Genomic DNA, 26,872 nt, shown 5'->3' on the forward strand with positions numbered 1-26,872 from the left:
GCGTAACTTTGCGCAGACCATTTGCGCGCAGACCATCTCGCGACGGTCTACTTCGCAATCGTCTTTTTCAGGCTGAGATCTTCGGGGCTGTAGAACAGCTCGTAAAGCTTGCCTTCCTTGACGCCGTAAACCTCGTAGCACGAGCCTTCGATCTTGGAGCGCCGCACCTCGTAGCCGAGCGCCTTGGCCTTGGCTTCGGCTTCGCTCGCCGGCTTCCACGACGCCTTGTCGAGCTTGGTGCAGTCCTTGAATCCGTCAGCCATGGCCGTCGATCCCGCGCCAATCCCGATCGTCAATGCAATGGCAACAACACGTATGACCTTCACGAACGTCTCCTCTTCTGTCGTGGGCGCTACGCCCTAGGGCGAAGCGGGACCGAAGGAAACAAAGCACATGATGAAGTCAATCCGGTTCGAGGCCGGTTGGCTTTAGAGTTATTCTAACGATCCGAAAAAGATCAGCGCTCTCCGTGTGCAGCGCGCATTTGAGGCGACGCTGCGGCCTTACGTCTCACGGTTTGACGACCGGCTGATCCGAGGTGCCGGTCAGTAGCCGGCGACCGCCATGACGACGACGGCGCTGAGCGCCATCCATCCGAAATGCCGGCCGCGCGTGGCCCATGCGTTGGCGAAAGCAGAGAAGCCGAACACACCGGCCATGGTGGCGACGATCCAGTGGCGCGCCGGCTCCGATCCCATCCAGGGCGCCGCGATCAGGAGCACACCACCGCCGATCCAGGCGACGGTCGAGGCCTGCCAGACCAGGCGGATCAGGGTGCGGAGCCGTTCCGGCTCGATGCGAGCGCGGGCAAAGACCTTGGTCTCGCCGAGAATGCCATGGATGAGGGCCACGGCAATGGTCACGACGCCGGCACACTGGAGCAGGAGATCACGCATCGTCAAAGCTCCCCGAAAACCTCGTCCATACAGTTGTGTATGGTGAGATAGGCGCTGGCCTGCCGGCTGTCAATACACTAGTGTATGGTTTGCATCCGGAACCGACATGGCCGAACAGCTGACCTCCGACGACTGGATCAAAGAGGGCCTGAAGGCGCTCGCGAGAGACGGCTTCACCGCGCTGAAGGCCGATCCGCTGGCGAAAGCCATGGGGGTCTCGCGCGGCAGCTTCTATTGGCATTTCGCCGATCTCGGCGCGTTCCACGCCGCCCTCTTGAAGCGCTGGCGCGAGATCGCGGCCGAGCAGATCATCGCCGATGTCGAAGCCGCCAGCGACGAGCCGCTGAAAGCGCTGCTGCGCAGGACTTTTGGCGCGCGGCTCGACCTCGAGCGCGCGGTGCGGAACTGGGCGGCCTTCGATGCGGCGGCACAAGCGGCGGTGCGGGCAATCGACCGGCGCAGGCTCGACTATATCGAAGAGCTGCTCAGGAAGCGCGGGTTCGAGGCGGCGACGGCACGAGCCCGCGCGCAAATCCTGTACTGGACGTTTCTCGGCTTCGCCCTGTCGGGCCCGCAATGGCCGGCCGCGCGGCTCCAGGGCCTGCTCGACGAGATCCTGCGGATGGTGTCGGTCTAAAGCATGATCCGGAAAAGTGCGAAGCGGTCTTCCGAAAAGATCATGCCCAAACAACAACCTAAAGCGCGATGATGATTCATCCTCATCTCATCGCGCTTTAGTGGACCGCGATGGGCGGCCGCGATTTTCTGTGCTAGAGGCAACCGACCGCCGGAGACCCCAATGAACGCCCCCACCGAACGCCCCGAAGCCAGCGTCGATCCCAAATTGCTGGAGATTCTGGTCTGCCCGCTGACCAAGGGCCCGCTGGAGTTCGATTCTGCAAAGCAGGAGCTGATCTCGCGCAGCGCCAAGCTCGCCTATCCGATCCGCGACGGCATCCCGATCATGCTGCCGGAAGAGGCGCGCAAGATCGATTGAGGTTGAGGTTGCGCGCGCAGAATGGCGCGATGACCGCTCCACACACTCACTGTCATCCCGGCGAAAGCCGGGATCCATAACCACAGAGAGAAGTTGCGGCGCGAGCTGGTAACTCCGAGTCTTCGCAAAACTATTGCTGCGGCGTATGGGTCCCGGCCTTCGCCGGGACGACCGCGGAGAGCTAGGCGGCTGCGAGAACTACAACGCCTCGCCCTTCAACAATCGCGGTATCTCGCCGGTCAAACCCGCGGCCTGGCGGATGAACAGGTTCTTCAGCGGCGGAGCGCGGTCGACGAGGCCGAGGCCGATGTCGCGGACGGTGCGCAGCAGCGTCGACTGGTTGGAGAACAGGAAGTTCAGCGAGTTGGTGGCAACGCCCATCGCCATCGTGTCGAAGCGGCGCCAGCGCTGGTAGCGCTCGAGCACGTCGGCGCCGCCGAGATCCATGCCGAGCCGCGCCGCGTCGACCACGACCTCGGCCAATGCTGCGACATCCTTCAGACCCATGTTGAGACCCTGGCCCGCGATCGGGTGGATGACGTGGGCGGAATCGCCGACCAGCGCGAGACGCTCGGCGATGAAGGAGCGCGCGACGAAATAGGACAGCGGAAACGCGCGCGGCTTGTCGAGCGCCTTCACCTCGCCGAGATGCAGGCCGAAGCGTTGCTCGAGCTCGCCGTGAAATTCCTCATCGCTCAATGCGATGATGCGCGCGGCTTCGCTGCGGCGCTCGGTCCATACCAGCGAGGAGCGCTTGCCTGAAAGCGGCAGGATCGCGAACGGGCCCGCCGGCAGAAAATGCTCTTCGGCACGGCCTTCGTGATCGCGCTCATGCCCGACGGTAACGACGATGCCGGACTGGTCATATTCCCAGCCGTGGGTGGCGATACCGGCGCGCTCGCGCAGTTTCGACTTCGCACCGTCGGCCGCGACCAGGAGGCTCGCCGCAATGACACTGCCGTCACCGAGCGTCACGTCGATGCCTTCGGGCCGCGCGTCGTAAGACGACACTGTGGTCGCGCGGAGATCGATGCCCTCGGCCTCGGCGCGCACCACCAGCGCATCGATCAGGCGGCGGTTCTCGACCATATGCGCGAAGGGCTCGCCCGGCGCGACGTCGCCGGCAAAATTGAGGAACACCGGACGGGTGGCGTCTTCCAGCTTTGAATCGGTGACAACCATGTCGAGGATCGGCTGCGCCTCTCCCCTGACGTCATCCCAGGCGCCGATCGCTTCGAACAGGCGCCGGCAGGCAGCCACGATGGCGGTCGCGCGCGGGTCCCGGCTCGGACGTGTGGAGAGCGCGGGGTCGGCGACGATGACGGGGATCTCGGGGCCGAGCCCTTGGCGGAGCGCCAGGGCCAGCGCCAGGCCTGCAAACGCGCCGCCACCAATGACAATGCTACCCTGTACTGACATACCCAATTCCCGGCTAAATCCTGGTCTTGCTAGCAGACTTGAGGTGGGCGAAACAGTGCGGTGAAACAAGGGCGGAAAGCCCCCATTGTGTCATTCCGGAGCAGCGAGCCCGGGACGGCGAGGCGAAAGCTGAATTCCATGTCCAAGAGCCTGATCGACCTCATCTCGATCCTCGACCTCGAACAGCTCGAGGTGAATCTGTTCCGCGGCAACAGCCCGAAGACCAGCTGGCAACGGGTGTTCGGCGGCCAGGTGATCGGGCAGGCGATGGTTGCAGCGTGCCGCACCGTGGAGGGCCGGCTGCCGCATTCGCTGCATTGCTATTTCATCCTGCCGGGCGATCCGCAGATCCCGATCATCTACCAGGTCGAGCGCCTGCGCGACGGCAAGAGCTACTCCACCCGCCGCGTCACCGCGATCCAGCACGGCAACGCGATCTTCTCGATCATGGTCTCGTTCCACGCCGAGGAGGAGAGCGCGTTCGACCATCAGGACAAGATGCCCGACGTGCCGCCGCCGGAAAAGCTGACGGCGGAGGAAGTGGCGAAGCAGCCAATGTTCAAGGAGATGCCGGAGTTCATCCGTCGCTACTATGAGTCCGACCGTCCGATCGAGCTGCGCCCGGTCGAGCTCGGCCGTTATTTCGGCCAGAAGATCGAGGACGGCCGCATCCATGTGTGGATCAAGACCGCGGCGACGCTGCCGGATGATCCGGCGCTGCACATGTGCGCGCTGGCCTACGCGTCCGACTTCTCACTGCTCGATGCGATCATGGCGCGCTATGGCCGCACGCTGTTCGACAAGCGCATGATGCCGGCGAGCCTCGACCACGCGATGTGGTTTCATCGCCCGTTCCGCGCCGACGAATGGCTGCTCTACGCACAGGATTCGCCAAGCGCCCGAAGCGGTCGTGGCTTGACCCGCGGTTCAATCTTCAAGCCCGACGGCACGCTGGTGGCTTCCGTCGCGCAGGAAGGCTCGGTGCGCGAACGGAAGGCCTAAGAGGCATAAGCCCGATCGATCGCGCTTATGCCTCTTAAGGTCATGCTCGGAGCGATCCTCGCGGAGCCAGGACAGTCTCTGACGCGAACCAGTTCATGATCCAGCGATACACCCACGGGATCGGGATAATGAAGCCGCAAAGGAATGCGGCCACGATGCCCCGCCAGAGAATCCCGAGACCGCTGCCGTTGAAGACGATCTCGCGCCGCGTGCCTTCGATGCTGCGGCAGAACCAGCGCATCTGAGCTGCGGCGACCCAGGCCCAGCCGATGATGGTGATGATGGAGATCGCAAACAGCAGGCTCCAGCCGACATAGGCCCAGACCGAGCCGGTAAAGCTCAGGCCGAGCGGCTGCCCGTTGGAGGCGAGGTTCGCGACCATCCATTTGATCAGGAGCCAGTAGAGAACGATCTGGGCGATGAACAGCAAATTGCTCAGCAACGGGACGCCGATGTAGCCGATCACGATCGCCAGAACGATGAAGCCGAAAAACCAGGGCACCAGCGCCATCGCATTGCCGGTGAAGCTCAGATTGGGCCGTCCGGGGACCTTCACGCAGGACACGATCCATTTCGTGTACCAGACGAACAGCCACGGCACCGGAATGACGAAGCACGAGCCGATTGCCAGCACGAGCGTGCGCCACGTGAACTCGAGGATGCCGAAATCGACCGCCAGCGATCCTCCGCCGCCACCGCCGCCGTAACCTCCGGAGCCCATCATCGGGGGGCCGCCAGCCGGCATCATCGGGGGCGCACCGCCGCCGCCGATCAGGCCGGGGATTTCGGCTGCCTTCTGCCAGCCGGCCATGCCCTCCGACCACACCAGCGTATCCGGTCGCACGATTCCCTGGGCGACGAGGTCGCGGAATTGCCCTTCCGGATAAGGCCCCTGCTGCTTGCCCTCGGATGCGTAGAACCAACTCGCCATGAAGCGTCCCCCTCAAACATAGTTTTGTACCGGCCGGGACGCTTGGGTTCACCGCATCCATGCCAAAAACGCATTGTGGAGGATGAACGGCTGCCCTGTACAGAGGCGGCCGTTCACATGGCCCAACGATTTTCCGCTTCAATCTGCAACATTTTTATGCCATTTGCCCGGAAAGATGCCAGATTGACGCTGCGCCGGGGACATACGGCGCGACGCATCCCGGGGAATAGGCCTGACCATGAAACTCGTCGTCGCGATCATCAAACCCTTCAAGCTCGATGAAGTCCGCCAAGCGCTGACGGGGATCGGCGTCCACGGCATGACCGTGACCGAAGTGAAGGGCTATGGCCGCCAGAAGGGCCATACCGAGATCTATCGCGGTGCCGAATATGTCGTGAACTTCCTGCCGAAGCTGCGGATCGAGATCGCGGTTGCCTCCGATATCGCCGAGAAGGCCGTCGCCGTCATCACCGCAACCGCGCGCACCGGCCAGATCGGTGACGGCAAGATCTTCGTCACGCCGATCGATCATGCGATCCGCATTCGCACCGGCGAAACCGACAGCGACGCGCTCTGAAGACCCCCATGGTAAGGAGCGCGGAACGCGCGTCTCGAACCATGGAGGCCCGGCTCTCGCCCGCGGCCATCCTTCGAGACGCCCGCTTGTCGCGGGCTCCTCAGGATGAGGGTGGAGTGCGGTGAGGCAAGGACTAACTCTTATCTAGATCGCACCGGGCAACGGCGCCACAGCGTGCGACGCAATCAATAGGCTGGGGGAAACGACATGGCGGGATTGTTGCGCCGCGCGGCTGCTATCGCCGCGCCGATCGGGTGCGTCTCGATCATGGCTTCGCCGGCGCGCGCCGCGGGCTCCGAGATCAACTCCGCCGACACCGCCTGGATGATCGTCGCCACCGCGCTGGTGCTGATGATGACGATCCCGGGGCTCGCGCTGTTCTATTCCGGCATGGTGCGCAAGAAGAACGTGCTCGCCACCATGGCGCAGAGCCTCGCCGCGGTGACGATCATCTCCATTCTCTGGGTCGCGTTCGGCTATTCGCTGTGCTTCGTCGGCGACGGCCCGTGGATCGGCACGCTCGACCGCTGGTTCCTCGTCGGCATGACCATGGACAGCGTCAACCCGGCGGCGAAGACGATCCCGGAAGCGCTGTTCATGCTGTACCAGATGACGTTTGCGATCATCACGGTAGCGCTGGTCGCGGGCGCGGTCGCCGACCGGATGCGTTTCTCCGCCTATCTGCTGTTCTCAGTGGCATGGTTCATCTTCGTCTACATTCCGCTGGCGCATTGGGTGTGGGGCGGCGGCTTCCTCGCCGGCATGGGCGTGCTGGATTTCGCCGGCGGCCTCGTGGTGCATCTGTCCGCCGGCACCGCTGGCCTCGTCGCTGCGAAGGTGATGGGACGCCGTCATGGCTACGGCACCGAAAATCTTTCGCCGTTCGATCTGTCGCTCGCGGTGATGGGCACCGGCCTGTTGTGGGTCGGCTGGTTCGGCTTCAACGGCGGCTCGGCGGGCGCAGCCAATTCGCGCGCGGTGCTGGCGATCATCGCGACCCATCTCGCAGCCTGCTCCGGCGCGCTGACCTGGGCCGCTATCGAATGGTCGACGCGGCGCAAGCCTTCCGTGCTCGGCATGATCTCCGGCGCCGTGGCCGGCCTCGGCACCATCACGCCGGCGTCGGGATTCGTGGCGCCCTGGCACGGTATCGTCATCGGCGTGATCGCGGGCCTCGTCTGCTACTGGGCCTGCACCTGGCTGAAGCACCGCTTCGACTATGACGATTCGCTCGACGTGTTCGGCGTCCACGGCATCGGCGGGCTGACCGGCACCCTGCTGGCCGGCGTGTTCGCAACCAGCGCGATCGGCGGCACCGCCGGCCTGCTCGAAGGCCATCCGCAGCAGCTTCTGATCCAGCTCTATGGGGTCGCCGTCACCTTTGTTTGGTCGGCGGGCGTGAGCTTCGTCCTGCTCAAGCTGGTCGGCCTGTTCGTGCCCTTGCGCGTCTCCCGCGAGCACGAGCTCGAAGGACTGGATATTTCGCAGCACGGCGAGGCGCTGCAGTAAGCGGGGCTTGCGCAACACATAAGCGTATGCTTATGTGTTGCCATGATCGAAGCCGACATCTTCAAGGCGCTGGCCGACCCGACCCGCCGCAAGGTCTTTGAGAAGCTTGCCGGCGGCAGCCTAAATGCGAGCGCTTTGCGCGACGGATTGGAGATCAGCCAACCGGCGATGTCGCAGCATCTTGCGGTGCTGCGCGGGGCAGGCCTGGTGCGCGAACAGCGGCAGGGCCGCTTTGTGAACTACGAAGTCGATCCCGAAGGAATCGTCGCCATCGGGGCCTGGCTTGCGCGCTACCGCGCCTATTGGCCGAAACGCATGGATGCCCTCGCCGATCTCTTGAAGGATATGGATCAATGAGCGACGCCGTGAAGCCTGATCCCTCCGACGCAGACTGGGTGCTCGAAACAGACTTGGCGCCCGAAACAGACTTGGTGCTCGAATACGAATTCGATGCGCCGCCGGCCAAGGTCTGGCGCGCGGTGACCATTCCGGCTTTGCGCGAGCGCTGGCTGCCGGATTGCGATCTTGCGGGCGCCGAGCCGGAATCATCGATCCCAGGCCAAGAGGTGCGCTACCGGCTTCGCGATTCCGAACCGCCGTTTCGCGAAAGCCATGTCATCTTCCGGATCGAACCGAACGGGGACGGCGGCACCCGCTTCCGCATCATCCAGCACGCCTGCGATATCGGCATGAAGCTGCCGCAGCCGGCCAACAGCAATGGCTGCCTGATGCGCGCGGCCGCCTAACACCAACACCACTTCATCACCTGCAGAAATGGAGGTCGCCGATGCGCGACATGCTTCAGCTCGTCCCCATGGTCGTCGAACAGTCCACCCGCGGCGAGCGATCCTTCGACATCTATTCGCGGCTCTTGCGCGAGCGCATCATCTTCCTCAACGGCGAGGTCAATGATGCGATGTCCGGACTGGTCTGCGCGCAGCTCTTGTTCCTGGAGGCGGAGAATCCGAACAAGCCAATCAATCTCTACATCAACTCCTATGGCGGCGTGGTCACCAGTGGCCTCGCGATGTACGACACCATGCAATTCATCAAGGCGCCGGTGCATACGCTGTGCATGGGCACCGCGCGCTCCATGGGCTCGTTCCTGCTGATGGCCGGTGAGCCCGGTCACCGCGCTGCCCTGCCCAATGCGAGCCTTCACGTGCATCAGCCGCTCGGCGGCTTTCAGGGCCAGGCGTCCGACATCCTGATCCATGCCACCGAAATGCAGGAAACCAAGCGGCGCATCATCCGGCTCTATGCGCACCATTGCGGGCGCCCCGAGCAGGACGTGGAACGGACCCTGGACCGCGACCACTTCATGACCGCGCAGCAGGCGGTCGACTGGGGGCTGATCGACCGGGTGTTCGCGGAACGCAGCGCCGCCTGACACCGCTCGCAGGCCTCAATTGAGGCCGCCGTCCCCTTTGGCTGGCCGGCAGGCCGAGCGTCGTCTTGTTCAAAGAGGTTCGGGCTGCTCGTGTCTTTGCGCGTCTCGCGTGAGCATGAATTGGAAGGCCTGGACATCGCCGGCACGGCGAAGCGCGCCAACGAGGCAGCCACCTTTAATTAGATACCTTCCGCCTGCCCGGCCGATGAGCAACATTATGTCGGCAGCCTGTCGTGCCTCTGTTTTGAGCAGCCATGACCACGTTTTGAGCGCGGCGTAATAGCGCACCGCACCGCAATACGCGTCAAACGCGAAAACACCCGTTTTCATAGTCCGTTAGGCAACACGCCCGATCTGGCACGGCATTTGATTCTAGGGGTCGTGGCTGTGCCCGCGTAGTGAACTTTCTCCCTCGTGGCGAACCAGTCGAGAAACGCCCGGCCACGTCCGGACCGGGCCCAAGCGGGGATAGGACCCATGAAAATTGTTATGGCGATTATCAAGCCATTCAAGCTGGAAGAAGTCCGTGACGCCCTGACCGCCATCGGCGTTCACGGTCTCACGGTGACGGAAGTCAAGGGATATGGCCGTCAGAAGGGCCATACGGAAATCTATCGCGGCGCCGAATATGCCGTGAGCTTCCTGCCCAAGATCAAGATCGAGGTCGCTGTCGCCTCCGACCAGGTCGACAAGACCATCGACGCCATCACGTCCGCCGCGAAAACCGGGCAGATCGGCGACGGCAAGATCTTCGTCATCAACCTCGACCATGCGGTTCGCATCCGCACCGGCGAGGCCGATGCTGCGGCCCTCTGATTTCGCGCTCAATCAAAATTCAATCAGGAGTAAATAAAATGACGTTTAAGCGTCCCTATGGCGCGGGATTGGCGGCTCTCGCAGTCGGCCTGTTCGCTGCGACCGCAGCCTATGCCGAGCCAACGGTCAACAAGGGAGACAACGCCTGGATGCTGACATCGACAGTGCTCGTGCTGTTGATGACGATCCCGGGTCTTGCGCTGTTCTACGGCGGCCTCGTCCGCTCCAAGAACATGCTCTCGGTCCTGATGCAGGTGTTCTACACCGTCTGCGTCGTCACCGTGATCTGGGCCGTGTACGGCTACAGCCTCACCTTCACCGGCGGCTCGGACTTCATCGGCGGCTTCTCCAAGGCCTTCATGATGGGCGTCACCACCGACTCGAAGGCAGCGACCTTCTCGGTCGACGCCAACATCTCGGAGCTCATCTATATGTGCTTCCAGATGACCTTCGCGGCGATCACGCCCGCCCTCATCGTCGGCGCCTTCGCCGAGCGCATGAAGTTCGCGGCCATCGCGCTCTTCATCCCGCTCTGGGTGACGCTGATCTACTTCCCGATCGCGCACATGGTCTGGTACTGGCCCGGCCCGGACATGATCCAGGACGCTGCCAAGGCTCTGGCTGCTGCGACTGACGCGGCGGCGAAGACCGCGGCGCAGGCCAAGCTCGACGAGATCAACGCCGACGCAGGCTGGATCTTCAAGAAGGGCGCGATCGACTTTGCAGGCGGCACCGTGGTGCACATCAACGCCGGCATCGCAGGCCTCGTCGGCGCCCTGCTGATCGGCAAGCGCGTCGGCTACGGCAAGGAGCTGATGGCTCCGCACTCGCTGACCATGTCGATGATCGGCGCCTCGCTGCTCTGGGTCGGCTGGTTCGGCTTCAACGCCGGCTCCAACCTCGAAGCCAACGGCGGCGCAGCCCTCGCCATGACCAACTCCTTCGTCGCCACCGCAGCCGCCGCGCTGTCGTGGATGTTCGCGGAGTGGATCATCAAGGGTCACCCGTCGGTGCTCGGCGTCATCTCCGGCGCTGTTGCGGGCCTCGTGGCCGTCACGCCTGCCGCCGGCTTCGCCGGCGTGATGGGTGCGATCGTCCTCGGCCTGGTGGTCGGCGTGGTCTGCCTGTTCTTCTGCACCGTCGTGAAGAACGCGCTCGGCTACGATGACAGCCTCGATGTGTTCGGCGTGCACTGCGTCGGCGGCATCATCGGTGCCCTCGGCACCGGCATCCTCGTCAACCCGGCCCTCGGCGGCGCTGGCATCATCGACTACACCGCGATCCCGCCGAAGGTCGCCGATTACGACTTCGCGGCGCAGATGCTCTCCCAGATCTGGGGCGTCGGCACCACGCTGGTGTGGTCGGGCATCGGTTCGGCGATCCTCTACAAGGTCGTCGATGTGATCGTTGGCCTCCGTGCCAATGTCGAGACCGAGCGTGAAGGCCTCGACATCACCGAGCACACCGAGCGCGCCTACAACATGTAAGTCTCCTCCCGGGCGCGGCTTCCTCGGAGGTCGCGCCCACAACTACGGTTTGGGGCACATACCCGGCAATGTCCCGACCGTTGAGGGGCTCCAGCGCAAGTTGGAGCCCCTTTCTTTTTGGACCCGAGCACCGCCGGGCCGTCACAAGTTAAATTGCATTGCTGCGAGCTTGCTGAATATCATGCTCCCCGTTTGGAGCAGGATTTCATGCGTCTGCCGTATTGCCTGGTCTGGTGCTTCCTGTCGCTCGCTTTGTCGAGCCTCGATGCCCGCGCGGACAAGCGCGTCGCGCTGGTGATTGGCAACGGCGCCTACCGAAACGTTCCCACGCTCGCCAATCCGACCAATGATGCGGCCGATGTCGGCGCGGCCCTCAAGCGATCGGGGTTCGATCCTCTGGTCGCCACCGACCTCGACCAGTCCGCCATGCAAGACACCATTCTTCGCTTCGCGCGTGAGGCCCGCGGCGCCGATGTTGCCCTGTTCTACTACAGCGGACACGCGCTCCAGTTCGCCGGCGTCAACTATCTGGTGCCTGTCGATGCCGTCGTTCGTGACGAGGTCGATCTGCGCCGCCTGGTACGTGCCGACGAGATCCTGGCGGATCTGCAGCAGGCCAAGAACCTGCGCATCCTCGTGCTCGACGCCTGCCGCGACAATCCATTTGCCGACGAGTTGCGGCGAAACGTCGGACAGGGCCGCGGCGTCACCGTCTCACGCGGCCTCGCCAAGATGGAAAGTCCCGAGGGCACCATCATTTCCTATGCGACACAGGCCGGCCGGACCGCCGACGACGGCAGCGGCCGCAACAGCCCCTATACCAGCGCATTCCTGGAGCACATCGGCGACAAGGGCAACGTCAACACGGTATTTCAGACGATCAGCGCCGGCGTCTACCAGCGCTCCAAAGGCTCGCAAGTGCCGGAGCTGTCGCTGTCGTTCTTCGGCGAGTTCTACCTGAACGGCAAGCCCGAGACGGCGGCGTTGTCGCCTGCGACGCCCCAGGTCGATCCCTGCGCGGAGGCCGGAGACCATTGGCGCAGCGCGGAAGCGCTGGGAACGCTCGCGGCCTTCAAGGATCACCTCGTACGCTTCCCGGCCTGCGCGTTCGCAGATCTGGCGAAATCACGCATCGAGACCTTGGCGAAACCAGCGGACGCCGCCAAGCGCGTAACCGCGTTCGATGGAACCTGGATCGCGAAGGAGACTTGCGAGAACAAGCCACCATTTTCCGAGGCCTATTTCCAGTATGCCCTGCGCGTCAAAGATGGCGTGCTGCACACTCTCTCCGGGGAAGAGGGCAAGCCCGGTGCGACAATCTATGACGGGAAGATTGAAGCGGATGGCAGCGCGACTGTCACCGTCAACGGGCTGACTGGCGAGAATGATCCGCTGCGGCGCACCGCCGGCGCGCCCTATCAGTACAAGCTCGCACTCGAGCTGAAAGAAACCACCGGCGCCGGCGTCCGCACCGAGACCAGCCGACCGTGTCGGATGGAGCTATCCAAGCTGACGACACAGAGCCCCGCTGCAAGCCCGAGCCAACCTGATTCGAAGCGGGCGACCAAGCGCGACGACAAGAGGGCCGTGCTGCCACCAGATCAGGCCGGAGCAGGGCAACCGCGGCAGAGCGGCAGCGGAATGAATTGCTCGTTCATGCGAGACAGGTGCGCCGCGGCCTGCGTGAGTATGGGCGGCCCCGCAAATTGCGCTTCGACCGCATGCCCACGGCTGCAAGCCGAGTGCATGAGCACTGGCTGCTGGCACGGCCGGGGATTCAACGGTTGCGGACTTGCAAAGAGATAGATGCCGCCGAACCGGCTGCGGATGATCCGCCTTGTCCGCTCGCAAAAGAAAAAGATTGCCATTCCGCAGCGCTGGCGCAGAAATATCGACCACAAGAAACAACAACCGGGAGGTCGTCATGCGTTTGGAAGGCGGATGCTATTGCGGCGAAGTGCGCTATGTTGCCGAGGGCGACCCGATGATGCAGGCGCAATGTCATTGCCGCGAGTGCCAATACATCTCGGGCGGCGCGCCCAACACCTTCATCGCGATGCCGGCGGCCGGCTTCAGTTACATCACCGGGCAGCCCAAGCAGTTCACGCGCAAGGACCTCGAACGCGCCGTCACGCGCGAATTCTGCGGCGAATGCGGCACCCATCTGGTCACCAAGGTTCCCGGACTGCCGGCCGCGATCCTGAAGGTCGGCACGCTGGACGAGCCTGCGCAGTTCCATCCGCAGATGGCGATCTACACCTGCGACAAGCAGGACTTCCACGCGATCCCCGCGGGCATGGCGACATTCGAGAAGCTGCCGGCGCACTAGGCGCGCCCGGTCACGGAGCCCGTCATGCCCGGGCTTGTCCCGGGCATCCCCGTTCCTGGGCACAGCAGGAAAGGCCGTAGTAGATGGCCGGGCCTTCGCCTCGCCGAAGCGGCTTCGGCCCGCGCAGGCGGGACAAGCCCGGCCATGACGAGCCTCGGGTGCGCCATGCATCCCGTTGTTATCCGGCCTCATTATTCCTGCTCTGGACGGGCCCGCCGACCGATGGTTAATCGCGTCTTAACCTCGCCCTATCTATGGTGAACTGAACCGCTTCCCGCCGGCGCCTTGGTGCGACCGGCTGTTCCAAGAGTGCTGGCGTCCAGAATGGCTATGACCGCTTCATCCCGTGCGCCGCTGGAAGGTGGAAGCTCCGATAGCGAACGCTCACCCTTCGTCCGGCTGAACGAGCTGCTGGCGCCGTATCAGCCCGGCAAGCCTTTGATTTCGCTTGCCGTCGGTGAACCCCAGCATCCCGTGCCTGACTTCGTCGGCCCGGTCCTGGCCAAGCACATCGCCGATTTCGGCCGTTACCCCGCGAACCAGGGCACCGACCCGTTCCGCCAAGCCGCGGGCGCCTGGCTGTCATCGCGCTTCAGGCTGCCACGGCCGCTCGACCCCAAGAGCGAGATTCTCGTCCTCAATGGCAGCCGCGAAGGGCTGTTCCTCGCCGCGATCGCGGCCGCGCGCTATGTCGGCCCGCGTCCCGGCAAGCCGGCCATCCTGATGCCGAACCCGTTCTATCCGGTCTATGGCGCCGGCGCCCGCGCCGCCGCCTGCGAGCCGGTCTACCTGCCGACCACCGCCGAAAACGGTTTCCTGCCCGATCTCGACGCCATCGACGAAACGACGCTGGCGCGCACGGTGGCGTTCTATCTGGCTTCGCCCGCCAACCCGCAGGGCTCGGTCGCCTCGCGCGATTATTTCACTCGCCTGAAGCAGCTCGCCGACCGCTACGGCTTCGTGATCCTCAGCGACGAGTGCTATTCGGAGATCTACACCCGCGAAGCGCCCGGCAGCGCGCTCGAATGCGCGGGCCCTGATTTCACCCGCGTGGTTGCGTTCCAGTCGCTGTCGAAGCGCTCGAACCTGCCGGGCATGCGCGTCGGCTTCGCCGCCGGCGACAAGACATTCATCGGCATGTTCCTCGAGCTGCGCAACATCGCGGCGCCGCAGGTGCCGGTCCCGCTCCAGCATGTCGCGACCGTTGCTTACGGCGACGAGGCGCATGTCGAGGAGAACCGCAGGCTTTACCGGATCAAGTTCGATCTCGCCGACCAGATCATCGGCGATCGATACGGCTATCGCCGGCCCGACGCCGGCTTCTGCGTCTGGCTTAACACGTCCGCAATCGGCGACGACGTGTCTGTGTGCCTAAAACTCTTCAAGGAAGCAGGCGTGCGCGTGGTGCCCGGCAGCTACCTGGCGCGGCTCCAGCCCGACGGTTTCAATCCCGGCGCAGGCTACATTCGCCTTGCGCTGGTGCAGGATGGCGAGACCACGGCGCAGGCGCTGCACCGCCTGGTCGAGACTCTGGGTTAGGCGGGGCCCATGAGCATGTCGACAATCGAACGTGTCATTCCCCTGGTCAGCCATCTGCCGCCCTCGATCCGCGAGGGGCTGGCGCGGCGCGTGCGCGAGCTCAGCGGTCTCGGCCTGATCGCATTGTCGGGCGTCGCCTCGGCGGCGCTGATGACCTGGTCGGTGCAGGATCCCAGCCTTAGCCACGCAACGTCGCGGCCGATCCGCAACATTCTCGGCTATGCCGGCGCGATCGGCGCCGACCTTGCGATGCAGATCCTCGGGCTCGGCGCGATCATGCTGGTCCTGACGATCGCGGTCTGGGGCTGGCGCATGGTGACCCATCGCCCGTTCGACCGCGAGGCGCTGCGGCTCGGCTCCTGGATTCTCTGCACGGTGATCGCGGCGGGCTTCGTCAGCTGCTGGCCGCATGGCGGCGCGTGGCCGCTACCGACCGGGCTCGGCGGCGTGGTCGGCGATGCGCTGGTCCGCGCGCCCGCTGTGATTTTCGGACCGCCGGGCACGATCTATCGCATGGTGCTCGGCACGATCCTGTTCGCCGCGATGGCGGCGACCTTCCTGATCGCCTGCGGCCTCGGCGCGCGTGAGCATGACGACGAACTCGCGGACATCGAGGATGACGACAAGCCGCTCGATGAAGGCGAGGACAGCGATCGCGGTTCGGTGTCGCTGGGCTGGCTGTTCCACGCTTTGATGAGCACGAAGGCACGGCTGATCTGGCTGTTCGGCGCCGCTTACCGCTCGCTGGTCTCGAGCGGACCGAAGACCAAGGCGGTTGCGTTCAGCCGCCATGAGCCGAATCTCGGCGGCGGCCGCGCTGCGCCGCCGATCTCGCCGCAGTCCGAAGACGAGCACGACGAGGACGATCACGAAGAAGACGAGGAGGAGGAAGAGGAGGAGCCCGCCGCGCGCGCGCCGCGCAAGAAGGCTGCGCCCAAGCCCGCTTCCAAAAAATCCTCCGACAAGTTCGAGCTTCCGTCCGTGTCGGTGCTGGCCGCGCCCAAGGCCGGCGATCGCCAGCCGCTCAGCAAGGCCGAGCTGGAAACCAATTCGCGCGCGCTCGAAGGCGTGTTGCAGGATTTCGGCGTGCGCGGCGAGATCGTGAAGGCGCATCCGGGTCCCGTCGTCACGCTGTACGAGCTGGAGCCGGCGCCGGGTATCAAGTCGTCGCGCGTGATCGGATTGTCCGACGACATCGCGCGTTCGATGAGCGCGCTGTCGGCGCGCGTCGCCGTCGTACCCGGCCGCAACGCCATCGGCATCGAGCTGCCGAACGCGCATCGTGAGAAGGTTTATCTGCGCGAGCTGCTGGTCGCCAAGGAGACTGTCGATTCGGTTGCGAAGCTGCCGCTCTGCCTCGGCAAGACCATCGGCGGTGACCCCGTCATCATCGACCTCGCACGCACGCCGCACATGCTGATCGCCGGCACCACCGGCTCCGGCAAGTCGGTCGCCATCAACACCATGATTCTCAGCCTGGTCTACCGGCTGCGCCCGGACCAGTGCCGCCTGATCATGGTCGATCCGAAGATGCTCGAACTCTCCGTCTATGACGGCATTCCCCATCTGCTCACACCCGTCGTGACCGACCCGAAGAAGGCAGTGGTCGCGCTGAAATGGGCCGTGCGCGAGATGGAAGAGCGCTACAAGAACATGGCCAAGCTCGGTGTGCGCAACATCGACGGTTACAACACGCGCCTGCTCGAATTGAAGGCCAAGGGCGAAGAGCCGACGCGCACGGTGCACACCGGCTTCGACAAGGAGACCGGCAAGGCAATCTACGAGGAAGAGAAGCTCTCACTCGACCCGCTGCCCTACATCGTCATCATCGTCGACGAAATGGCCGACCTGATGATGGTTGCCGGCAAGGACATCGAAGGCGCGGTGCAGCGCCTCGCGCAGATGGCGCGCGCCGCCGGCCTGCACGTGATCCTCGCGACGCAGCGTCCGTCGGTCGACGTCATCACCGGCACCATCAAGGCGAACTTCCCGACCCGCATCGCCTTCCAGGTGACGTCCAAGATCGACAGCCGCACGATTCTCGGCGAGATGGGCGCCGAGCAGTTGCTCGGCCAGGGCGACATGCTCTACATGGCCGGCGGCGGTCGCATCAGCCGCGTGCACGGACCTTTCGCGTCGGACGAGGAAGTCGAGAAGGTGGTGCGCCACCTCAAGACGCAGGGACAGCCGGAATATCTCGAGGCCGTCACGGCCGAAGAACCCAGCGAGGACGAGGACGGCGCGGTGTTCGACGCTTCCGCCATGGGCGCGGATGGCGGCGGCGATTTGTTCTCGCAGGCTGTTGCGATCGTCAAACGAGACCGCAAGGCCTCGACCAGCTACATCCAGCGCCGCCTGCAGATCGGCTATAACCGCGCCGCATCGCTGATGGAGCGCATGGAACTGGAGGGCATCGTCGGACCCGCCAACCACGCCGGCAAGCGCGAGATTCTGGTCGAGGAAGAAGACAGCCATATGTGAGGCGCGTCGCCTCAAACCATCATTTCACGCAAAAACGTTATCTGCTTTTGGCCGAAATCACGCTAAAAGGGCGCTCAGCCACACAGGACGACGCGTTGATCAGACATCCGGACATTCGATTCGCTGCCATCATCGCTGCGCGAAGCGCGCGCATGGCCGGCGTAATTCTCGTCACCGCCGCGATGGTGAGTGCGGCGTCGTTCGCGCAGACCGTTCCCGTGCCGAAGCCCGCGCCGAAGGGCCGCGACGGTGCTCCGCCCTCGGGAGGACCGTCGATCACAGGCGCGACCCAGGCGCCGCCGAATCCGGTGATTCCGGATCCGCGCCGCAACGTGCCGAGCAGCATCTTCCAGACCTTCGATGCCAACCAGAAGGCCCAAGCCGCCAAGGTCAGCGCCTACCTGTCGTCGTTGTCGACGCTGGTCGGGAATTTCGTCCAGGTCGGCCCCGACGGCAGCAAGACGCAAGGCGACTTCTACATCCAGAAGCCGGGCAAGGTGCGCTTCGAATATGACGCGCCGAGCCCGATCGACATCGTCGCCGACGGATCGTCGCTGGTGGTGCGCGACCGCAAGCTCGCGACGCAGGACGTCTATCCGCTGTCGCAGACACCGCTGCGCTTCCTGCTGTCCGACCGCATCGACCTGATGAAGGACACCAACGTCGTCAGCGTCTCGGCCGACGACGTCTTCGTCAGCGTCACCATCGAGGAGAAGCAGGCGCTGGTCGGCACCAGCCGCCTGATGCTGATGTTCGGTGCCAAGGACGGCCAGTTGAAGCAGTGGACCGTCACCGACCCGCAGGGCTACGACACCACGATCGCGGTCTATAATCTGGACACGAGCAAGAAGCTCGATCCCGGCATGTTCAAGATCGACTTCACGAATTACGGCCCGTCGCCGGGCTGAACGATCTGCTGCCGTAGGGTGGGCAAAGCGAAGCGTGCCCACCATTCGCATCCCAAGCTCGAAAAGACGGTGGGCACGGCGCTTTGCGCCTTTGCCCACCCTGCGAGAGCTTGCTAAGACGCATCTCTCATGCGTTTTTCCCTGACAACCTGGAACATCAACTCGGTGCGGCTGCGCATCGATCTGGTCGCGAAGTTTCTCAAGAGCGCGCGGCCCGACGTGCTGTGTCTCCAGGAGACCAAGTGCATCGACGACGCCTTCCCACTGAAGCGCTTCAAACGGCTCGGCTACGAGCATGTCGCGTTGAACGGGCAGAAGGGTTATCACGGCGTCGCCATCGTCTCCAAGATTCCGTTCGAGTCCAAGGACATCCGCACCTTCTGCGACAAGGTGGATTCACGCCACATTTCCGTGTCCTTCGGGACGCAGGCCGGCATCGCAAAGCCGCTGGTGCTGCATAATTTCTACGTGCCGGCCGGCGGCGACATTCCCGACCCCGCGCTGAACGAGAAATTCGATCACAAGCTCCGCTTCCTCGACGAGATGAAGGCGTGCGAGCCGTTGCATCCGCGCGGCGAGGATCGCCACATCCTGGTCGGCGATCTCAACGTCGCCCCGCATGAGAACGACGTCTGGTCGCACAAGCAGCTTCTGAAAGTGGTGTCGCACACACCGATCGAAACCGAGAAGCTGCAAGCCGCACTCGCCGCCGGCGAGTGGGTCGACGTCGCGCGCGAGCGCATCCCGATGTCGGAAAAGGTCTACACGTGGTGGAGCTACCGCTCCGCCGACTGGACCGTCGGCGACCGCGGCCGCAGGCTCGACCACATCTGGGTCTCGCGCGCGCTGAAAGACGCGGTCAGCGATTTCAGGATTTTGCGCGACGCGCGGAGCTGGGAGCGTCCGTCGGACCATGTGCCGGTGACGGTGACGCTCGAGGTTTAATGTCGCCCTGGCGAAGGCCAGGACGACATCAGGTCGTCAACTTCGCACCGGCCATCAGGATATCGCTGGCGATCTGGCTGGAGCGAACCGCGAATTCGTCGCGAAGGCGCACGGCGGCGGCGGGGTCGCTTTCGAGCACGCGCTGAAACAGGCTGCGCGCGACGCGAATGACGGAGGCGTGCTCGATCGCGACCGCGCTCGACGGCCGCTTCATCGGCACCACAAGCGCGAGCTCGCCGATCAGCGCACCGGGACCCGCGATCATCTCCGCGCCGGCGCCGTCATCGACCCGGAAGGCGCCGCGCTGGACCACGAAGCCGGCATCGGCATCGTCACCGAGATTGAACAAAATGTCGCCGCGCACGAAGTCACGCTGCTCGGAGCCGATCGCCAGCATGCGCAACGAGGCCTCTCCCAACAGGCGCAGTGTCGGGACACGCTCGAGAAGCGCTACATCGTCGTCGATTGACATTCAGGTCCGGGGCTCAAGGGCACGCAATCTAAAACGATTCGCACGCCCCAGAAGCGTATCACGGCACCAGCTTGTAGCCACCGGCTTCCGTGACCAGGATCTCCGGGTTGGCGGCGTCCTTCTCGATCTTCTGGCGAAGCCGGTAGATGTGGGTTTCCAGCGTGTGGGTGGTGACGCCGGAATTGTAGCCCCAGACCTCCTGGAGCAGGGTCTCGCGCGAGACCGGCATCTGGCCGGCCCGGTAGAGGAAGCGGAGGATGGCGGTTTCCTTCTCCGTCAGCCGGACCTTGCGCGCATTGGCGGCGGTCAGCATCTTGGAGCCGGGCCGGAAAGAGTAGGGGCCGACCGAGAACACCGCGTCCTCGCTGGCTTCGTGCTGCCGGAGCTGGGCGCGGATGCGCGCCAGCAGCACGGCGAAGCGGAAGGGTTTTGCGACATAGTCGTTGGCGCCGGATTCCAGCCCCAAAATCGTGTCGGAATCGGTGTCATGCCCGGTGAGCATGATGATCGGAGCCTTGAACCCGCCCTTGCGTAAGGAACGGACCACTTCGCGGCCATCCGTGTCGGGCAGGCCAACATCCATCAGGACGAGATCGGGGGCATTGGCCTTCGCGGCGCTCGCGCCCTTGGCGCCGGTATCGACGGCAGAGGCTTCAAATTCTTCGTGCAGCGACAATTGCTCCACCAACGTATCGCGCAGATCGGTATCGTCATCCACGATCAGGATCTTGCGGGCATTGGCCATAGGGGGTCATCCTTTTGGGGTCCGGCGCGGCGCGCATCCATGCTGCACCCAGCCGAGAGGGAAGTTTAGGGGTCGCCGTTATTATTGTTGTTCGTGTTGAAGTAGTGGGCTGTTACCGATTCACAAGCCAGAACCACTCTAACCCAGAATAGCAGGCCGTTTTGATGAATGTCCTGTAATGAATTCGACATCGCACGTTCATATGAAAAAGAAAGCTGCTTCAGCTAGTTACACCATGAACCGAAGCGCCAGGCCGCTGTCGGCGATCCGCATTAAGCCTGCTGCCGGGAATCCGCGCCGAGGCTGGCTGACCGCCGGAGCGCTGACGATTCCGGTGGCGCTCGGACGCGGTGGCATTCTGGCGAACAAGCGCGAGGGCGATGGCGGCACCCCGAGGGGCAGCTTCCGTCCCAAGCGATTGTGGTGGCGGGGCGACCGGCACAGCCGCCCGCAGACCTTCTTGCCGGCCCGGATCATCACCGGCGAGGACGCCTGGTGCGAGGATCCCAGAGACCGTCATTACAATCAGGGAATCCGGCTCGGCGAGGGGCAGGCCGGCGACCGGCTCAAGCGGGCCGACCAACTCTATGACTTCATCATCGAAATCGACCACAATACGAGGCCGCGCATCGCCGGCCGGGGCAGCGCGGTGTTCTTGCACCTGGCCCGCGACAATTTCGGCCCGACCGCAGGCTGCGTCTCGATGACCAAAGCGGCGATGCGACAGTTGCTGCGGCGGCTGGGACCAAAAACAAAAATCATCATCGGGTGAGGATACATGCTCGACAGGGATCAGATCGCCGCCGCATCGCGCGTCCTCATGCGACATTGGCGCGACGGCACCAAGCTTGACGCGCTGGAGGCGGGGTTGCGGCCTCAGAACCGCACCGACGGTTACGCCGTGCAGGGTGCGCTCAGCGGGGAATTGTTCGGCTGGAAGATCGCGGCGACGAGCGAGTCCGGACAGAAGCACATCAATGTCGCGGGACCGCTGGCCGGTCGGATCATGAGCGACACCGTGATCGCCGATGGCGGCACCGCCTCGATGAAGGGCAACGCGATGCGCGTCGGCGAACCCGAGTTTGCTTTCCGCATGGGGCGCGATCTGCCGCCCCGGTCCGCGCCTTACAGCGCGGACGAGGTCCTCGCCGCCGTCGACACCTTCCATCCAGCGATCGAGATTCCCGATTCGCGCTTTGCCGATTTCGCCAGCGCCGGCGAGGCGCAGCTGATCGCCGACAATGCCTGTGCGCATCTGTTCGTGCTGGGCACAGCGACGAGTGCGAACTGGCGCGCGATGGATCTCGTCGAGGAGCGGCCGCAGATCATGCTGCGCGGCCAGCGCTATCTCGGCCACGGCAAGAACGTGCTCGGCGATCCCCGAATTGCCCTGGTCTGGCTGGCCAACGAGCTGCGTGGCCTCGGCATCACCTTGCGGGCAGGGGAGGTGGTGACCACGGGCACGTGCCATCCGCCGCTGCCGATCCAGGCCGGCGATCATTTCGCGGCGGATTTCGGCGTGCTGGGGACGGTGTCGGTGAGGTTCGACTAACCGCGCCACACCCTCGCTGTCGTCCTGGCGAAAGCCAGGACCCATACCGCGTGATCTCCGCAAGGGGCAGCATGGTTGTTGCCGGAGCCTTCGCAAAAACTGGCGGTCGGGGTAGTGGGTCCTGGCTCCCGTGCGCAATTGCGCACCAGGCCAGGACGACCAAAACAAACTCGCCGATGACTACCGGTGCCCGAAGATCGCACTTCCCACGCGCACATGGGTGGCGCCGAGCATGATCGCGGTCGCATAATCCGCGCTCATGCCCATCGAGAGCTTCTTCAATCCATTGCGCGCGGCGATTTTGGCGGTCAGCGCGAAATGCGCTGCCGACGGCTCATCCACCGGCGGGATGCACATCAACCCCGAGATCGTCAGCCCGTAGGTGTCGCGGCAGCTGGCGATGAAGGCATCGGCCTCGCCGGGGGCGATGCCGGCCTTCTGCGGCTCCTCACCGATATTGATCTGGACGAACAATTCCGGGTGCTTGTTCTGGGATTCGATTTCCTTGGCTAACGCTTGGCAAATGCTCGGGCGGTCGACGGAATGGATGGCATCGAACAGCGCGACCGCCTCTTTCGCCTTGTTGGATTGCAGCGGCCCGATCAGATGCAGCGCGATATCGGAGTAAACAGAAGTTAACGCAGGCCACTTGCCTTTGGCCTCCTGCACGCGATTCTCGCCGAATACGCGCTGTCCGGCGTCGATGACCGGGATAATCGCATCCGCGGCGAAAGTTTTCGACACCGCAATCAGCGTCACGGAGGCACGTTCGCGCCGCGCATCCTTGCAGGCGCGCGCGATTTCGGCTTCGACCGCGGCGAGCGCGTTTGGTGAATGGCCGGTTAGCGGCGCGGCGTTGGCTTCAGTCATGATGTCGCATCGGAGCTGGTTGTTGCGGAGCTAGTTCTAATTTTACCGAGTTCAAGAAAGAGTTTTTGAACCCTTCGCTTTACCTTGGCCGCGGGGTGGGCAGCGAAGATGACAAGCGTCAGTTTCAACCGCAAACGAGCGAAACTCAAGCAGGTTCTCGGAATCCGGGCGCGGCTTGCGTTGCTCGCGGTGATTCTGGTGACGCCTTTGATGTTCGAGCGCACCCGTTCGCTGGAAGACACGCGCGCGCGGCAGATCGCGCAAGCCACGGCCGAATTCACCACCGTTGCAAGACACAGCGCCGATGCGCAGCGCGAAGTGATCTCGTCGGTCGAGACCATCCTGAAATCGGAAGCTTTCATCCGCGCCTCCGCCGGCGGCATCAGCAAGAGCTGTGACGTGCTGCGCGCGAGCCTGCCGTCGAATCTCCCCTGGATCCGCACGCTTCTGATCGCCGGCCAGGACGGACGCATCCAGTGCGCCACCAACAACATGTATGTCGGCCTCGACCTCAGTGACCGGCCTTACTTCCAGCAGGCGCAGGAAACCGGCCGCTTCGTGCTGAGCGACTTCATCCTGTCGCGCCCGGTGCCGTCACCGACCGTCATGGCGGTCTACCCGGTATCCGCCTTCAGCGGCGTAGCGGATGCCGTCGTGCTCGCCACCGTCAACCTCGACTGGATGTCGAAGGTCATGAACAATCTGGGTGGCCGCGCCGGCATCACGGCCGTGCTGGTCGACAGCGCCGGCACCGTGCTGGCGGCACCGGCCGACCAGCATAGCGCGATCGGCCGTCCGCTCGACAACATGCCGCTGATGTCCGCGATCGCCGACAAGGCGCTGAGGTCTGACCAGGACGAAGGCGCACTCTCCTTCCTCGCTGCCGACGGCTCCCGCCGCGCGGTCAGCTATATCCGCATCGCCGGGACCAACGCCCGCCTGATCGCAAGCATCGACGAGGACAAGGTGTCGGCGGCCGTGAGCCGCGACATCCGCACCGCCTATCTCCAGCTCGCTTTCGTCGTGGTATTCGTGCTGCTCGGCGCGCTGATCGCAGCCGAGAAACTGGTGATCAAGCCGATCAAGATGCTCGCCGACATGGCCAAGCGTCTGGGCGAGGGCGACCTGTCGGCGCGCGCCGCGCGCAATCGCCTGCCGGCCGAGTTCGTGCCGCTGGCCCGCGCGTTCAACGCGATGGCCGCGCAGCTCAGCCAGCGCGAACGCGAGCTGATGGCGAGCAATGACCGGCTCACCGTGATGGCCTCGATCGACATGTTGTCGGGGCTCGCCAACCGCCGCGGCTTCCAGAGCCGCCTCGACTTCGAATGGATGCGCGCGCAGCAATATGGCAGCGACCTCGCGCTCTTGATGATCGACGTCGACCATTTCAAGTTGTTCAACGACACCTATGGCCATCTCGAAGGCGATTCCTGTCTGACCAGGCTCGGCGAGTCCTTGTCCGGCATCGCCGCCGACACGATGGGTTTTGCGGCCCGCTATGGCGGCGAGGAATTCTGCCTGTTGCTGCCGAACACCGACGTGGCGCGCGCCGTCGAAATCGGCGAGCTGGCGCGCGCGGCCGTGCTGAAGCTGTGCCTGCCGCACATCACCTCCGACCACATGATCGTCACCGTCTCGATCGGTGTTGCCGCGACAAGGCCCAACGAGAGCTTGCGTCCGGGCGATTTGATCGAAGCCGCCGACGCCGCGCTCTACGCCGCCAAGCACCGCGGTCGCAACACGGTCGTCGAGCACGGCATCACGGTGATCGACAACGGCGCGGCGGAAATGATGATGGCGGGTTGAACGGCACGATCGCAAGGCTACCGCGAAGATATCGTTTCGAGACTGCGCTCCAGCTTTTGCGAGAGGTCGGAGATTGACGGCGCATTTTGTCCGCCCTTGACCGGTGGATGAATCTTCGTTGGAGGACCCTTCGTCAGGCTGACACGCTTGAGGAAATTGTTCGTATTGTCGCTGCTCATCATCTGCTTGAGAGGGATAAAGCCGATTCCTTCGGGAAAAATGAGCCTGATCGAGTCGGTGTCGCTGTTAAGCTCGGAGAACCTCATCGTAATCAGATAAGTCTGCTCGTCCGTTTGCTTGAAGTCATATGCATAAGGTTGAATTCGGATCTGCTCGGCAGAGTTGGTGGTGTAAGGTCTGCTTACGCTGTCATCCGATTCAACGAATTGAACCAAGGCTTCGACCGTCCAATAAGGACGCTGAAGACCTCGTACATACTCAATCGTCGGCTCGAGAAACTTGAAGAAGCCGAGCGCCAGAATGGCGAAGTAGAAGCCGGCCGCTCCGCCCGCTTTTACTGCGACTCCCAGTATCCTCCATTGCGTATCAACCGGCGAGTTGGGAAACAGCCGGTAAATCATGACCGCTGGAAGCAGCGGTACGACCGCCCAGAAGATGTAGGTGACGCACAATGCGAAGAGCAGGACGACGTCCCGGCTGAGCAATTCGTTCATTCGCCAATCCTCCAGTATATGGAGCGACTTGTTTCGCAATCTTACTGAATACCCAGTTTCTTGAACTCGTCGGCCACGGTGCTGCTGATCGCCTTGGCGGCATCAATATCTTCATGGCCGCCAGCACGATCGCCAAGCTTCAGCTTGCTGATACCCCGGCCATAGAGGGAGTTCTCATCCTTCGGGCTCATATTGAGCGCCCGGTCGTAGTCCTCTATGGCCTGGGCCAGATTTCCCGACTTGAGGTTTACAAGCCCGCGGCTATTCGACGTGACGGCGCTGTTCGGCCGCAACGAAAGCGACCGGTCGCAGGCATAGAGTGCCGATTTCAGCTGATCTATGACGCCAAGAGCCCAGCACAGATTATTCCATGTCTCGGGATCGTTCGGGTTCAATTGTGAGGCTATGGTGTAGTCGTCCGCAGCTTGCTTATATTCCTCTCTCTGGTCGCGAACGTACGCGCGCCCGAAAAATGCGCCCGCGGATTTCGGGTCGAGCGCGATCGCCTGATTATAATCATTGAGCGCCAAGTCGGTTTGATTCTTCAAACGATGGGCCCGACCCCGTCCAATGTAGGGATTTACATAGGTTGGAACGAGCTCGATCGCACGGTCGCAATCCCTCAGGGCATTGTCCGCGTCTTTCAAGCTGTTGTAGGCCGAACACCGATTATTCAGGGCATAGACGAACGTCGGATCGAGGTCGATCGCCGCGCTGAAGTCCTGGATCCCACGATCTAGGTCATGCATTCTCAGGTAGATCAAGCCCCGATTGTTAAGCGCCTGAGCGCTCTTACTGTCGAGTTTGAGGACTTGCCCATAGGCTTCAATTGCATGCCCGTAGTCTTCTATGGACGAATAAGAAAGAGCGACACCGAAGAGCGCAGCTACTGAATTCTTGTCGAGCGCGATGGCGCGCTCGTAGTCTATGATTGCTTGACTATGCAGATTTTTCAGGCGGTAGGCGTTGCCCCTGCTCACGTAAGCACTTGTGTAGTTTGCGTTCAGGTTGATGGCGTTGTCGCAATCTTCAATCGCGCGATTGAATTCGCGCTTTCTGACGTAGACGGCACACCGATTGCTGAAAGCATTCACATATTGCGGGTCAACCTTGATTGCCTCGCCGTAGTCCTTGATTGCCTTGTCGAAATCATTTGCTCGGCTGGCGAGAAAGCCACGGTTCAGGTAAAGGACAGCCAGATCGTGGCCCTGAATGCTCCCCGACTTGATCGCGGCAGTGCACGCATCGGGCGAGGCGAGCGGGTCGATCTTTTTGCAGGTCTCGACGTCGTCGGCGGCGGCCGCGCAGACTCGACTCGCCAGCAGAGCGGCTAGCCACGCCCATCGCCTGAGATTTTGACGCACCGCGCAAATCGGCACTTCCGGGCTCCCTTGTCGATGCCCGTTCCACACGAATACTCCGGCAGGACTGCGGCTAGGGATCGCCCGGGCGAGCCTCTGCGGAAACTGTCGCGGTCACGCAAATTATTGTGGCCGCTCCAGCTATCGTCGTCGCTGCCGAGGCGAA

General features: G+C 63.5%; 28 protein-coding genes. 19 read left to right on the forward strand and 9 right to left on the reverse strand.

The genetic code is table 11. The annotated features are described in order from the left end of the window. Positions 1-47 precede the first annotated feature (47 nt). Together JQ591_RS05265 and JQ591_RS05270 are read right to left on the reverse strand one after the other, a co-directional pair. Positions 48-326, reverse strand: coding sequence for a PepSY domain-containing protein (locus JQ591_RS05265; protein WP_211394979.1), 279 nt, complete (start codon positions 324-326; stop codon positions 48-50). A 219-nt stretch (positions 327-545) separates the two neighbouring features. Next, the gene (locus tag JQ591_RS05270; protein ID WP_211394980.1) at positions 546-896 is read right to left on the reverse strand and encodes a hypothetical protein; all 351 of its coding nucleotides are present in this window, start codon (positions 894-896) and stop codon (positions 546-548) included. A 106-nt stretch (positions 897-1,002) separates the two neighbouring features. On the opposite strand from JQ591_RS05270, the gene JQ591_RS05275 reads away from it, so the two are divergent. Then, entirely contained in the window at positions 1,003-1,533 is a 531-nt protein-coding gene (locus JQ591_RS05275; RefSeq protein WP_211394981.1) for a TetR/AcrR family transcriptional regulator, read from the forward strand. 162 nt (positions 1,534-1,695) lie between these two features. Further along, positions 1,696-1,893: a Trm112 family protein gene (locus JQ591_RS05280; RefSeq protein ID WP_007598651.1), complete on the forward strand. Its 198-nt coding sequence runs from the start codon at positions 1,696-1,698 to the stop codon at positions 1,891-1,893. Positions 1,894-2,091: 198 nt separating this feature from the next. Here JQ591_RS05280 and JQ591_RS05285 read toward each other — a convergent pair whose 3' ends face one another. Further along, on the reverse strand, positions 2,092-3,312 hold the full coding sequence (locus JQ591_RS05285) for a ubiquinone biosynthesis hydroxylase (RefSeq protein ID WP_211394982.1): 1,221 nt from the start codon (positions 3,310-3,312) through the stop codon (positions 2,092-2,094). A 138-nt stretch (positions 3,313-3,450) separates the two neighbouring features. On the opposite strand from JQ591_RS05285, the gene tesB reads away from it, so the two are divergent. Further along, complete coding sequence (tesB, locus tag JQ591_RS05290; RefSeq protein ID WP_211394983.1) at positions 3,451-4,314, forward strand: acyl-CoA thioesterase II; 864 nt, start codon at positions 3,451-3,453, stop codon at positions 4,312-4,314. A 40-nt stretch (positions 4,315-4,354) separates the two neighbouring features. Here the strand turns inward: tesB and JQ591_RS05295 are convergent, their stop codons facing one another. Then, a complete protein-coding gene (locus JQ591_RS05295) occupies positions 4,355-5,245 on the reverse strand; it encodes a DUF4339 domain-containing protein (protein WP_211394984.1) in 891 nt (296 codons plus the stop codon). A gap of 238 nt (positions 5,246-5,483) precedes the next feature. Between JQ591_RS05295 and JQ591_RS05300 the strand changes: the two genes are divergently transcribed. From JQ591_RS05300 to xth, 13 genes are all read left to right on the forward strand, one after another. Then, entirely contained in the window at positions 5,484-5,822 is a 339-nt protein-coding gene (locus tag JQ591_RS05300; protein WP_211394985.1) for a P-II family nitrogen regulator, read from the forward strand. 207 nt (positions 5,823-6,029) lie between these two features. Next, positions 6,030-7,331, forward strand: a complete 1,302-nt coding sequence (locus JQ591_RS05305) for an ammonium transporter (protein WP_211394986.1) — start codon at positions 6,030-6,032, stop codon at positions 7,329-7,331. A gap of 42 nt (positions 7,332-7,373) precedes the next feature. Continuing rightward, entirely contained in the window at positions 7,374-7,688 is a 315-nt protein-coding gene (locus JQ591_RS05310) for an ArsR/SmtB family transcription factor (protein WP_211394987.1), read from the forward strand. Continuing rightward, positions 7,685-8,077 carry an SRPBCC family protein gene (locus JQ591_RS05315; protein ID WP_211394988.1) on the forward strand — a complete coding sequence of 131 codons (393 nt, stop codon included), beginning with the start codon at positions 7,685-7,687 and terminating at the stop codon, positions 8,075-8,077. Before JQ591_RS05310 ends, JQ591_RS05315 begins: the two co-directional genes overlap by 4 nt. Before the next feature lie 41 nt (positions 8,078-8,118). Next, a complete protein-coding gene (locus JQ591_RS05320) occupies positions 8,119-8,721 on the forward strand; it encodes an ATP-dependent Clp protease proteolytic subunit (protein ID WP_211394989.1) in 603 nt (200 codons plus the stop codon). Between the two features lie 477 nt (positions 8,722-9,198). Then, entirely contained in the window at positions 9,199-9,537 is a 339-nt protein-coding gene (locus JQ591_RS05325; RefSeq protein ID WP_008142813.1) for a P-II family nitrogen regulator, read from the forward strand. 38 nt (positions 9,538-9,575) lie between these two features. After that, positions 9,576-11,024 (forward strand): ammonium transporter, encoded by a 1,449-nt coding sequence (locus tag JQ591_RS05330; RefSeq protein ID WP_211394990.1) that lies wholly within the window; start codon positions 9,576-9,578, stop codon positions 11,022-11,024. Positions 11,025-11,231: 207 nt separating this feature from the next. After that, entirely contained in the window at positions 11,232-12,830 is a 1,599-nt protein-coding gene (locus tag JQ591_RS05335) for a caspase family protein (RefSeq protein WP_211394991.1), read from the forward strand. Between the two features lie 118 nt (positions 12,831-12,948). Continuing rightward, the gene (locus JQ591_RS05340; protein ID WP_007604095.1) at positions 12,949-13,353 is read left to right on the forward strand and encodes a GFA family protein; all 405 of its coding nucleotides are present in this window, start codon (positions 12,949-12,951) and stop codon (positions 13,351-13,353) included. A 324-nt stretch (positions 13,354-13,677) separates the two neighbouring features. Continuing rightward, positions 13,678-14,892 carry an aminotransferase class I/II-fold pyridoxal phosphate-dependent enzyme gene (locus JQ591_RS05345; RefSeq protein ID WP_211394992.1) on the forward strand — a complete coding sequence of 405 codons (1,215 nt, stop codon included), beginning with the start codon at positions 13,678-13,680 and terminating at the stop codon, positions 14,890-14,892. Between the two features lie 9 nt (positions 14,893-14,901). Beyond that, positions 14,902-17,373 carry a DNA translocase FtsK gene (locus JQ591_RS05350; protein ID WP_211394993.1) on the forward strand — a complete coding sequence of 824 codons (2,472 nt, stop codon included), beginning with the start codon at positions 14,902-14,904 and terminating at the stop codon, positions 17,371-17,373. A gap of 152 nt (positions 17,374-17,525) precedes the next feature. Next, on the forward strand, positions 17,526-18,281 hold the full coding sequence (locus JQ591_RS05355) for an outer membrane lipoprotein carrier protein LolA (protein ID WP_211394994.1): 756 nt from the start codon (positions 17,526-17,528) through the stop codon (positions 18,279-18,281). A gap of 129 nt (positions 18,282-18,410) precedes the next feature. Next, positions 18,411-19,226, forward strand: a complete 816-nt coding sequence (xth, locus tag JQ591_RS05360; protein WP_211394995.1) for an exodeoxyribonuclease III — start codon at positions 18,411-18,413, stop codon at positions 19,224-19,226. 28 nt (positions 19,227-19,254) lie between these two features. Here the strand turns inward: xth and JQ591_RS05365 are convergent, their stop codons facing one another. Further along, positions 19,255-19,698, reverse strand: coding sequence for a cyclic nucleotide-binding domain-containing protein (locus JQ591_RS05365; protein ID WP_211394996.1), 444 nt, complete (start codon positions 19,696-19,698; stop codon positions 19,255-19,257). Positions 19,699-19,756: 58 nt separating this feature from the next. Next, positions 19,757-20,443, reverse strand: coding sequence for a response regulator transcription factor (locus JQ591_RS05370; RefSeq protein ID WP_007598630.1), 687 nt, complete (start codon positions 20,441-20,443; stop codon positions 19,757-19,759). Positions 20,444-20,645: 202 nt separating this feature from the next. On the opposite strand from JQ591_RS05370, the gene JQ591_RS05375 reads away from it, so the two are divergent. Together JQ591_RS05375 and JQ591_RS05380 are read left to right on the forward strand one after the other, a co-directional pair. Beyond that, positions 20,646-21,215: a L,D-transpeptidase family protein gene (locus JQ591_RS05375; RefSeq protein ID WP_211394997.1), complete on the forward strand. Its 570-nt coding sequence runs from the start codon at positions 20,646-20,648 to the stop codon at positions 21,213-21,215. 6 nt (positions 21,216-21,221) lie between these two features. Next, the gene (locus tag JQ591_RS05380) at positions 21,222-21,995 is read left to right on the forward strand and encodes a 2-keto-4-pentenoate hydratase (protein ID WP_211394998.1); all 774 of its coding nucleotides are present in this window, start codon (positions 21,222-21,224) and stop codon (positions 21,993-21,995) included. Between the two features lie 180 nt (positions 21,996-22,175). On the opposite strand, the gene JQ591_RS05385 is transcribed toward JQ591_RS05380, so the two are convergent. Continuing rightward, positions 22,176-22,865 (reverse strand): YggS family pyridoxal phosphate-dependent enzyme, encoded by a 690-nt coding sequence (locus JQ591_RS05385; RefSeq protein ID WP_211394999.1) that lies wholly within the window; start codon positions 22,863-22,865, stop codon positions 22,176-22,178. Positions 22,866-22,973: 108 nt separating this feature from the next. Here JQ591_RS05385 and JQ591_RS05390 point away from each other — a divergent pair, with 108 nt between their 5' ends. Further along, positions 22,974-24,671, forward strand: a complete 1,698-nt coding sequence (locus JQ591_RS05390) for a diguanylate cyclase domain-containing protein (protein WP_211395000.1) — start codon at positions 22,974-22,976, stop codon at positions 24,669-24,671. A gap of 17 nt (positions 24,672-24,688) precedes the next feature. Here the strand turns inward: JQ591_RS05390 and JQ591_RS05395 are convergent, their stop codons facing one another. Both JQ591_RS05395 and JQ591_RS05400 read right to left on the reverse strand, forming a co-directional pair. Further along, positions 24,689-25,345 carry a hypothetical protein gene (locus JQ591_RS05395; protein WP_211395001.1) on the reverse strand — a complete coding sequence of 219 codons (657 nt, stop codon included), beginning with the start codon at positions 25,343-25,345 and terminating at the stop codon, positions 24,689-24,691. A gap of 41 nt (positions 25,346-25,386) precedes the next feature. Then, entirely contained in the window at positions 25,387-26,757 is a 1,371-nt protein-coding gene (locus JQ591_RS05400) for a tetratricopeptide repeat protein (RefSeq protein WP_211395002.1), read from the reverse strand. Between the last annotated feature and the right edge of the window lie 115 nt (positions 26,758-26,872).

The organism is Bradyrhizobium canariense (assembly GCF_018130465.1).
In the GTDB taxonomy this organism is placed as follows: domain Bacteria; phylum Pseudomonadota; class Alphaproteobacteria; order Rhizobiales; family Xanthobacteraceae; genus Bradyrhizobium; species Bradyrhizobium canariense_C.

Excerpts from the sequence above, each read along its gene's own strand:
- JQ591_RS05310 (WP_211394987.1), top strand. The coding sequence starts at position 7,374 with ATGATCGAAGCCGACATCTTCAAGGCGCTGGCCGACCCGACCCGCCGC.
- JQ591_RS05370 (WP_007598630.1), bottom strand. The coding sequence starts at position 20,443 with ATGGCCAATGCCCGCAAGATCCTGATCGTGGATGACGATACCGATCTG.
- JQ591_RS05320 (WP_211394989.1), top strand. The coding sequence starts at position 8,119 with ATGCGCGACATGCTTCAGCTCGTCCCCATGGTCGTCGAACAGTCCACC.
- JQ591_RS05295 (WP_211394984.1), bottom strand. The coding sequence starts at position 5,245 with ATGGCGAGTTGGTTCTACGCATCCGAGGGCAAGCAGCAGGGGCCTTAT.
- JQ591_RS05325 (WP_008142813.1), top strand. The coding sequence starts at position 9,199 with ATGAAAATTGTTATGGCGATTATCAAGCCATTCAAGCTGGAAGAAGTC.
- JQ591_RS05305 (WP_211394986.1), top strand. The coding sequence starts at position 6,030 with ATGGCGGGATTGTTGCGCCGCGCGGCTGCTATCGCCGCGCCGATCGGG.
- JQ591_RS05375 (WP_211394997.1), top strand. The coding sequence starts at position 20,646 with ATGAAAAAGAAAGCTGCTTCAGCTAGTTACACCATGAACCGAAGCGCC.
- JQ591_RS05355 (WP_211394994.1), top strand. The coding sequence starts at position 17,526 with ATGGCCGGCGTAATTCTCGTCACCGCCGCGATGGTGAGTGCGGCGTCG.
- JQ591_RS05365 (WP_211394996.1), bottom strand. The coding sequence starts at position 19,698 with ATGTCAATCGACGACGATGTAGCGCTTCTCGAGCGTGTCCCGACACTG.
- JQ591_RS05350 (WP_211394993.1), top strand. The coding sequence starts at position 14,902 with ATGAGCATGTCGACAATCGAACGTGTCATTCCCCTGGTCAGCCATCTG.
- JQ591_RS05345 (WP_211394992.1), top strand. The coding sequence starts at position 13,678 with ATGGCTATGACCGCTTCATCCCGTGCGCCGCTGGAAGGTGGAAGCTCC.
- JQ591_RS05275 (WP_211394981.1), top strand. The coding sequence starts at position 1,003 with ATGGCCGAACAGCTGACCTCCGACGACTGGATCAAAGAGGGCCTGAAG.
- JQ591_RS05335 (WP_211394991.1), top strand. The coding sequence starts at position 11,232 with ATGCGTCTGCCGTATTGCCTGGTCTGGTGCTTCCTGTCGCTCGCTTTG.
- JQ591_RS05385 (WP_211394999.1), bottom strand. The coding sequence starts at position 22,865 with ATGACTGAAGCCAACGCCGCGCCGCTAACCGGCCATTCACCAAACGCG.
- JQ591_RS05380 (WP_211394998.1), top strand. The coding sequence starts at position 21,222 with ATGCTCGACAGGGATCAGATCGCCGCCGCATCGCGCGTCCTCATGCGA.
- JQ591_RS05390 (WP_211395000.1), top strand. The coding sequence starts at position 22,974 with ATGACAAGCGTCAGTTTCAACCGCAAACGAGCGAAACTCAAGCAGGTT.
- tesB (WP_211394983.1), top strand. The coding sequence starts at position 3,451 with ATGTCCAAGAGCCTGATCGACCTCATCTCGATCCTCGACCTCGAACAG.
- JQ591_RS05270 (WP_211394980.1), bottom strand. The coding sequence starts at position 896 with ATGCGTGATCTCCTGCTCCAGTGTGCCGGCGTCGTGACCATTGCCGTG.
- JQ591_RS05280 (WP_007598651.1), top strand. The coding sequence starts at position 1,696 with ATGAACGCCCCCACCGAACGCCCCGAAGCCAGCGTCGATCCCAAATTG.
- JQ591_RS05340 (WP_007604095.1), top strand. The coding sequence starts at position 12,949 with ATGCGTTTGGAAGGCGGATGCTATTGCGGCGAAGTGCGCTATGTTGCC.
- JQ591_RS05315 (WP_211394988.1), top strand. The coding sequence starts at position 7,685 with ATGAGCGACGCCGTGAAGCCTGATCCCTCCGACGCAGACTGGGTGCTC.
- JQ591_RS05285 (WP_211394982.1), bottom strand. The coding sequence starts at position 3,312 with ATGTCAGTACAGGGTAGCATTGTCATTGGTGGCGGCGCGTTTGCAGGC.
- JQ591_RS05330 (WP_211394990.1), top strand. The coding sequence starts at position 9,576 with ATGACGTTTAAGCGTCCCTATGGCGCGGGATTGGCGGCTCTCGCAGTC.
- JQ591_RS05300 (WP_211394985.1), top strand. The coding sequence starts at position 5,484 with ATGAAACTCGTCGTCGCGATCATCAAACCCTTCAAGCTCGATGAAGTC.
- xth (WP_211394995.1), top strand. The coding sequence starts at position 18,411 with ATGCGTTTTTCCCTGACAACCTGGAACATCAACTCGGTGCGGCTGCGC.
- JQ591_RS05395 (WP_211395001.1), bottom strand. The coding sequence starts at position 25,345 with ATGAACGAATTGCTCAGCCGGGACGTCGTCCTGCTCTTCGCATTGTGC.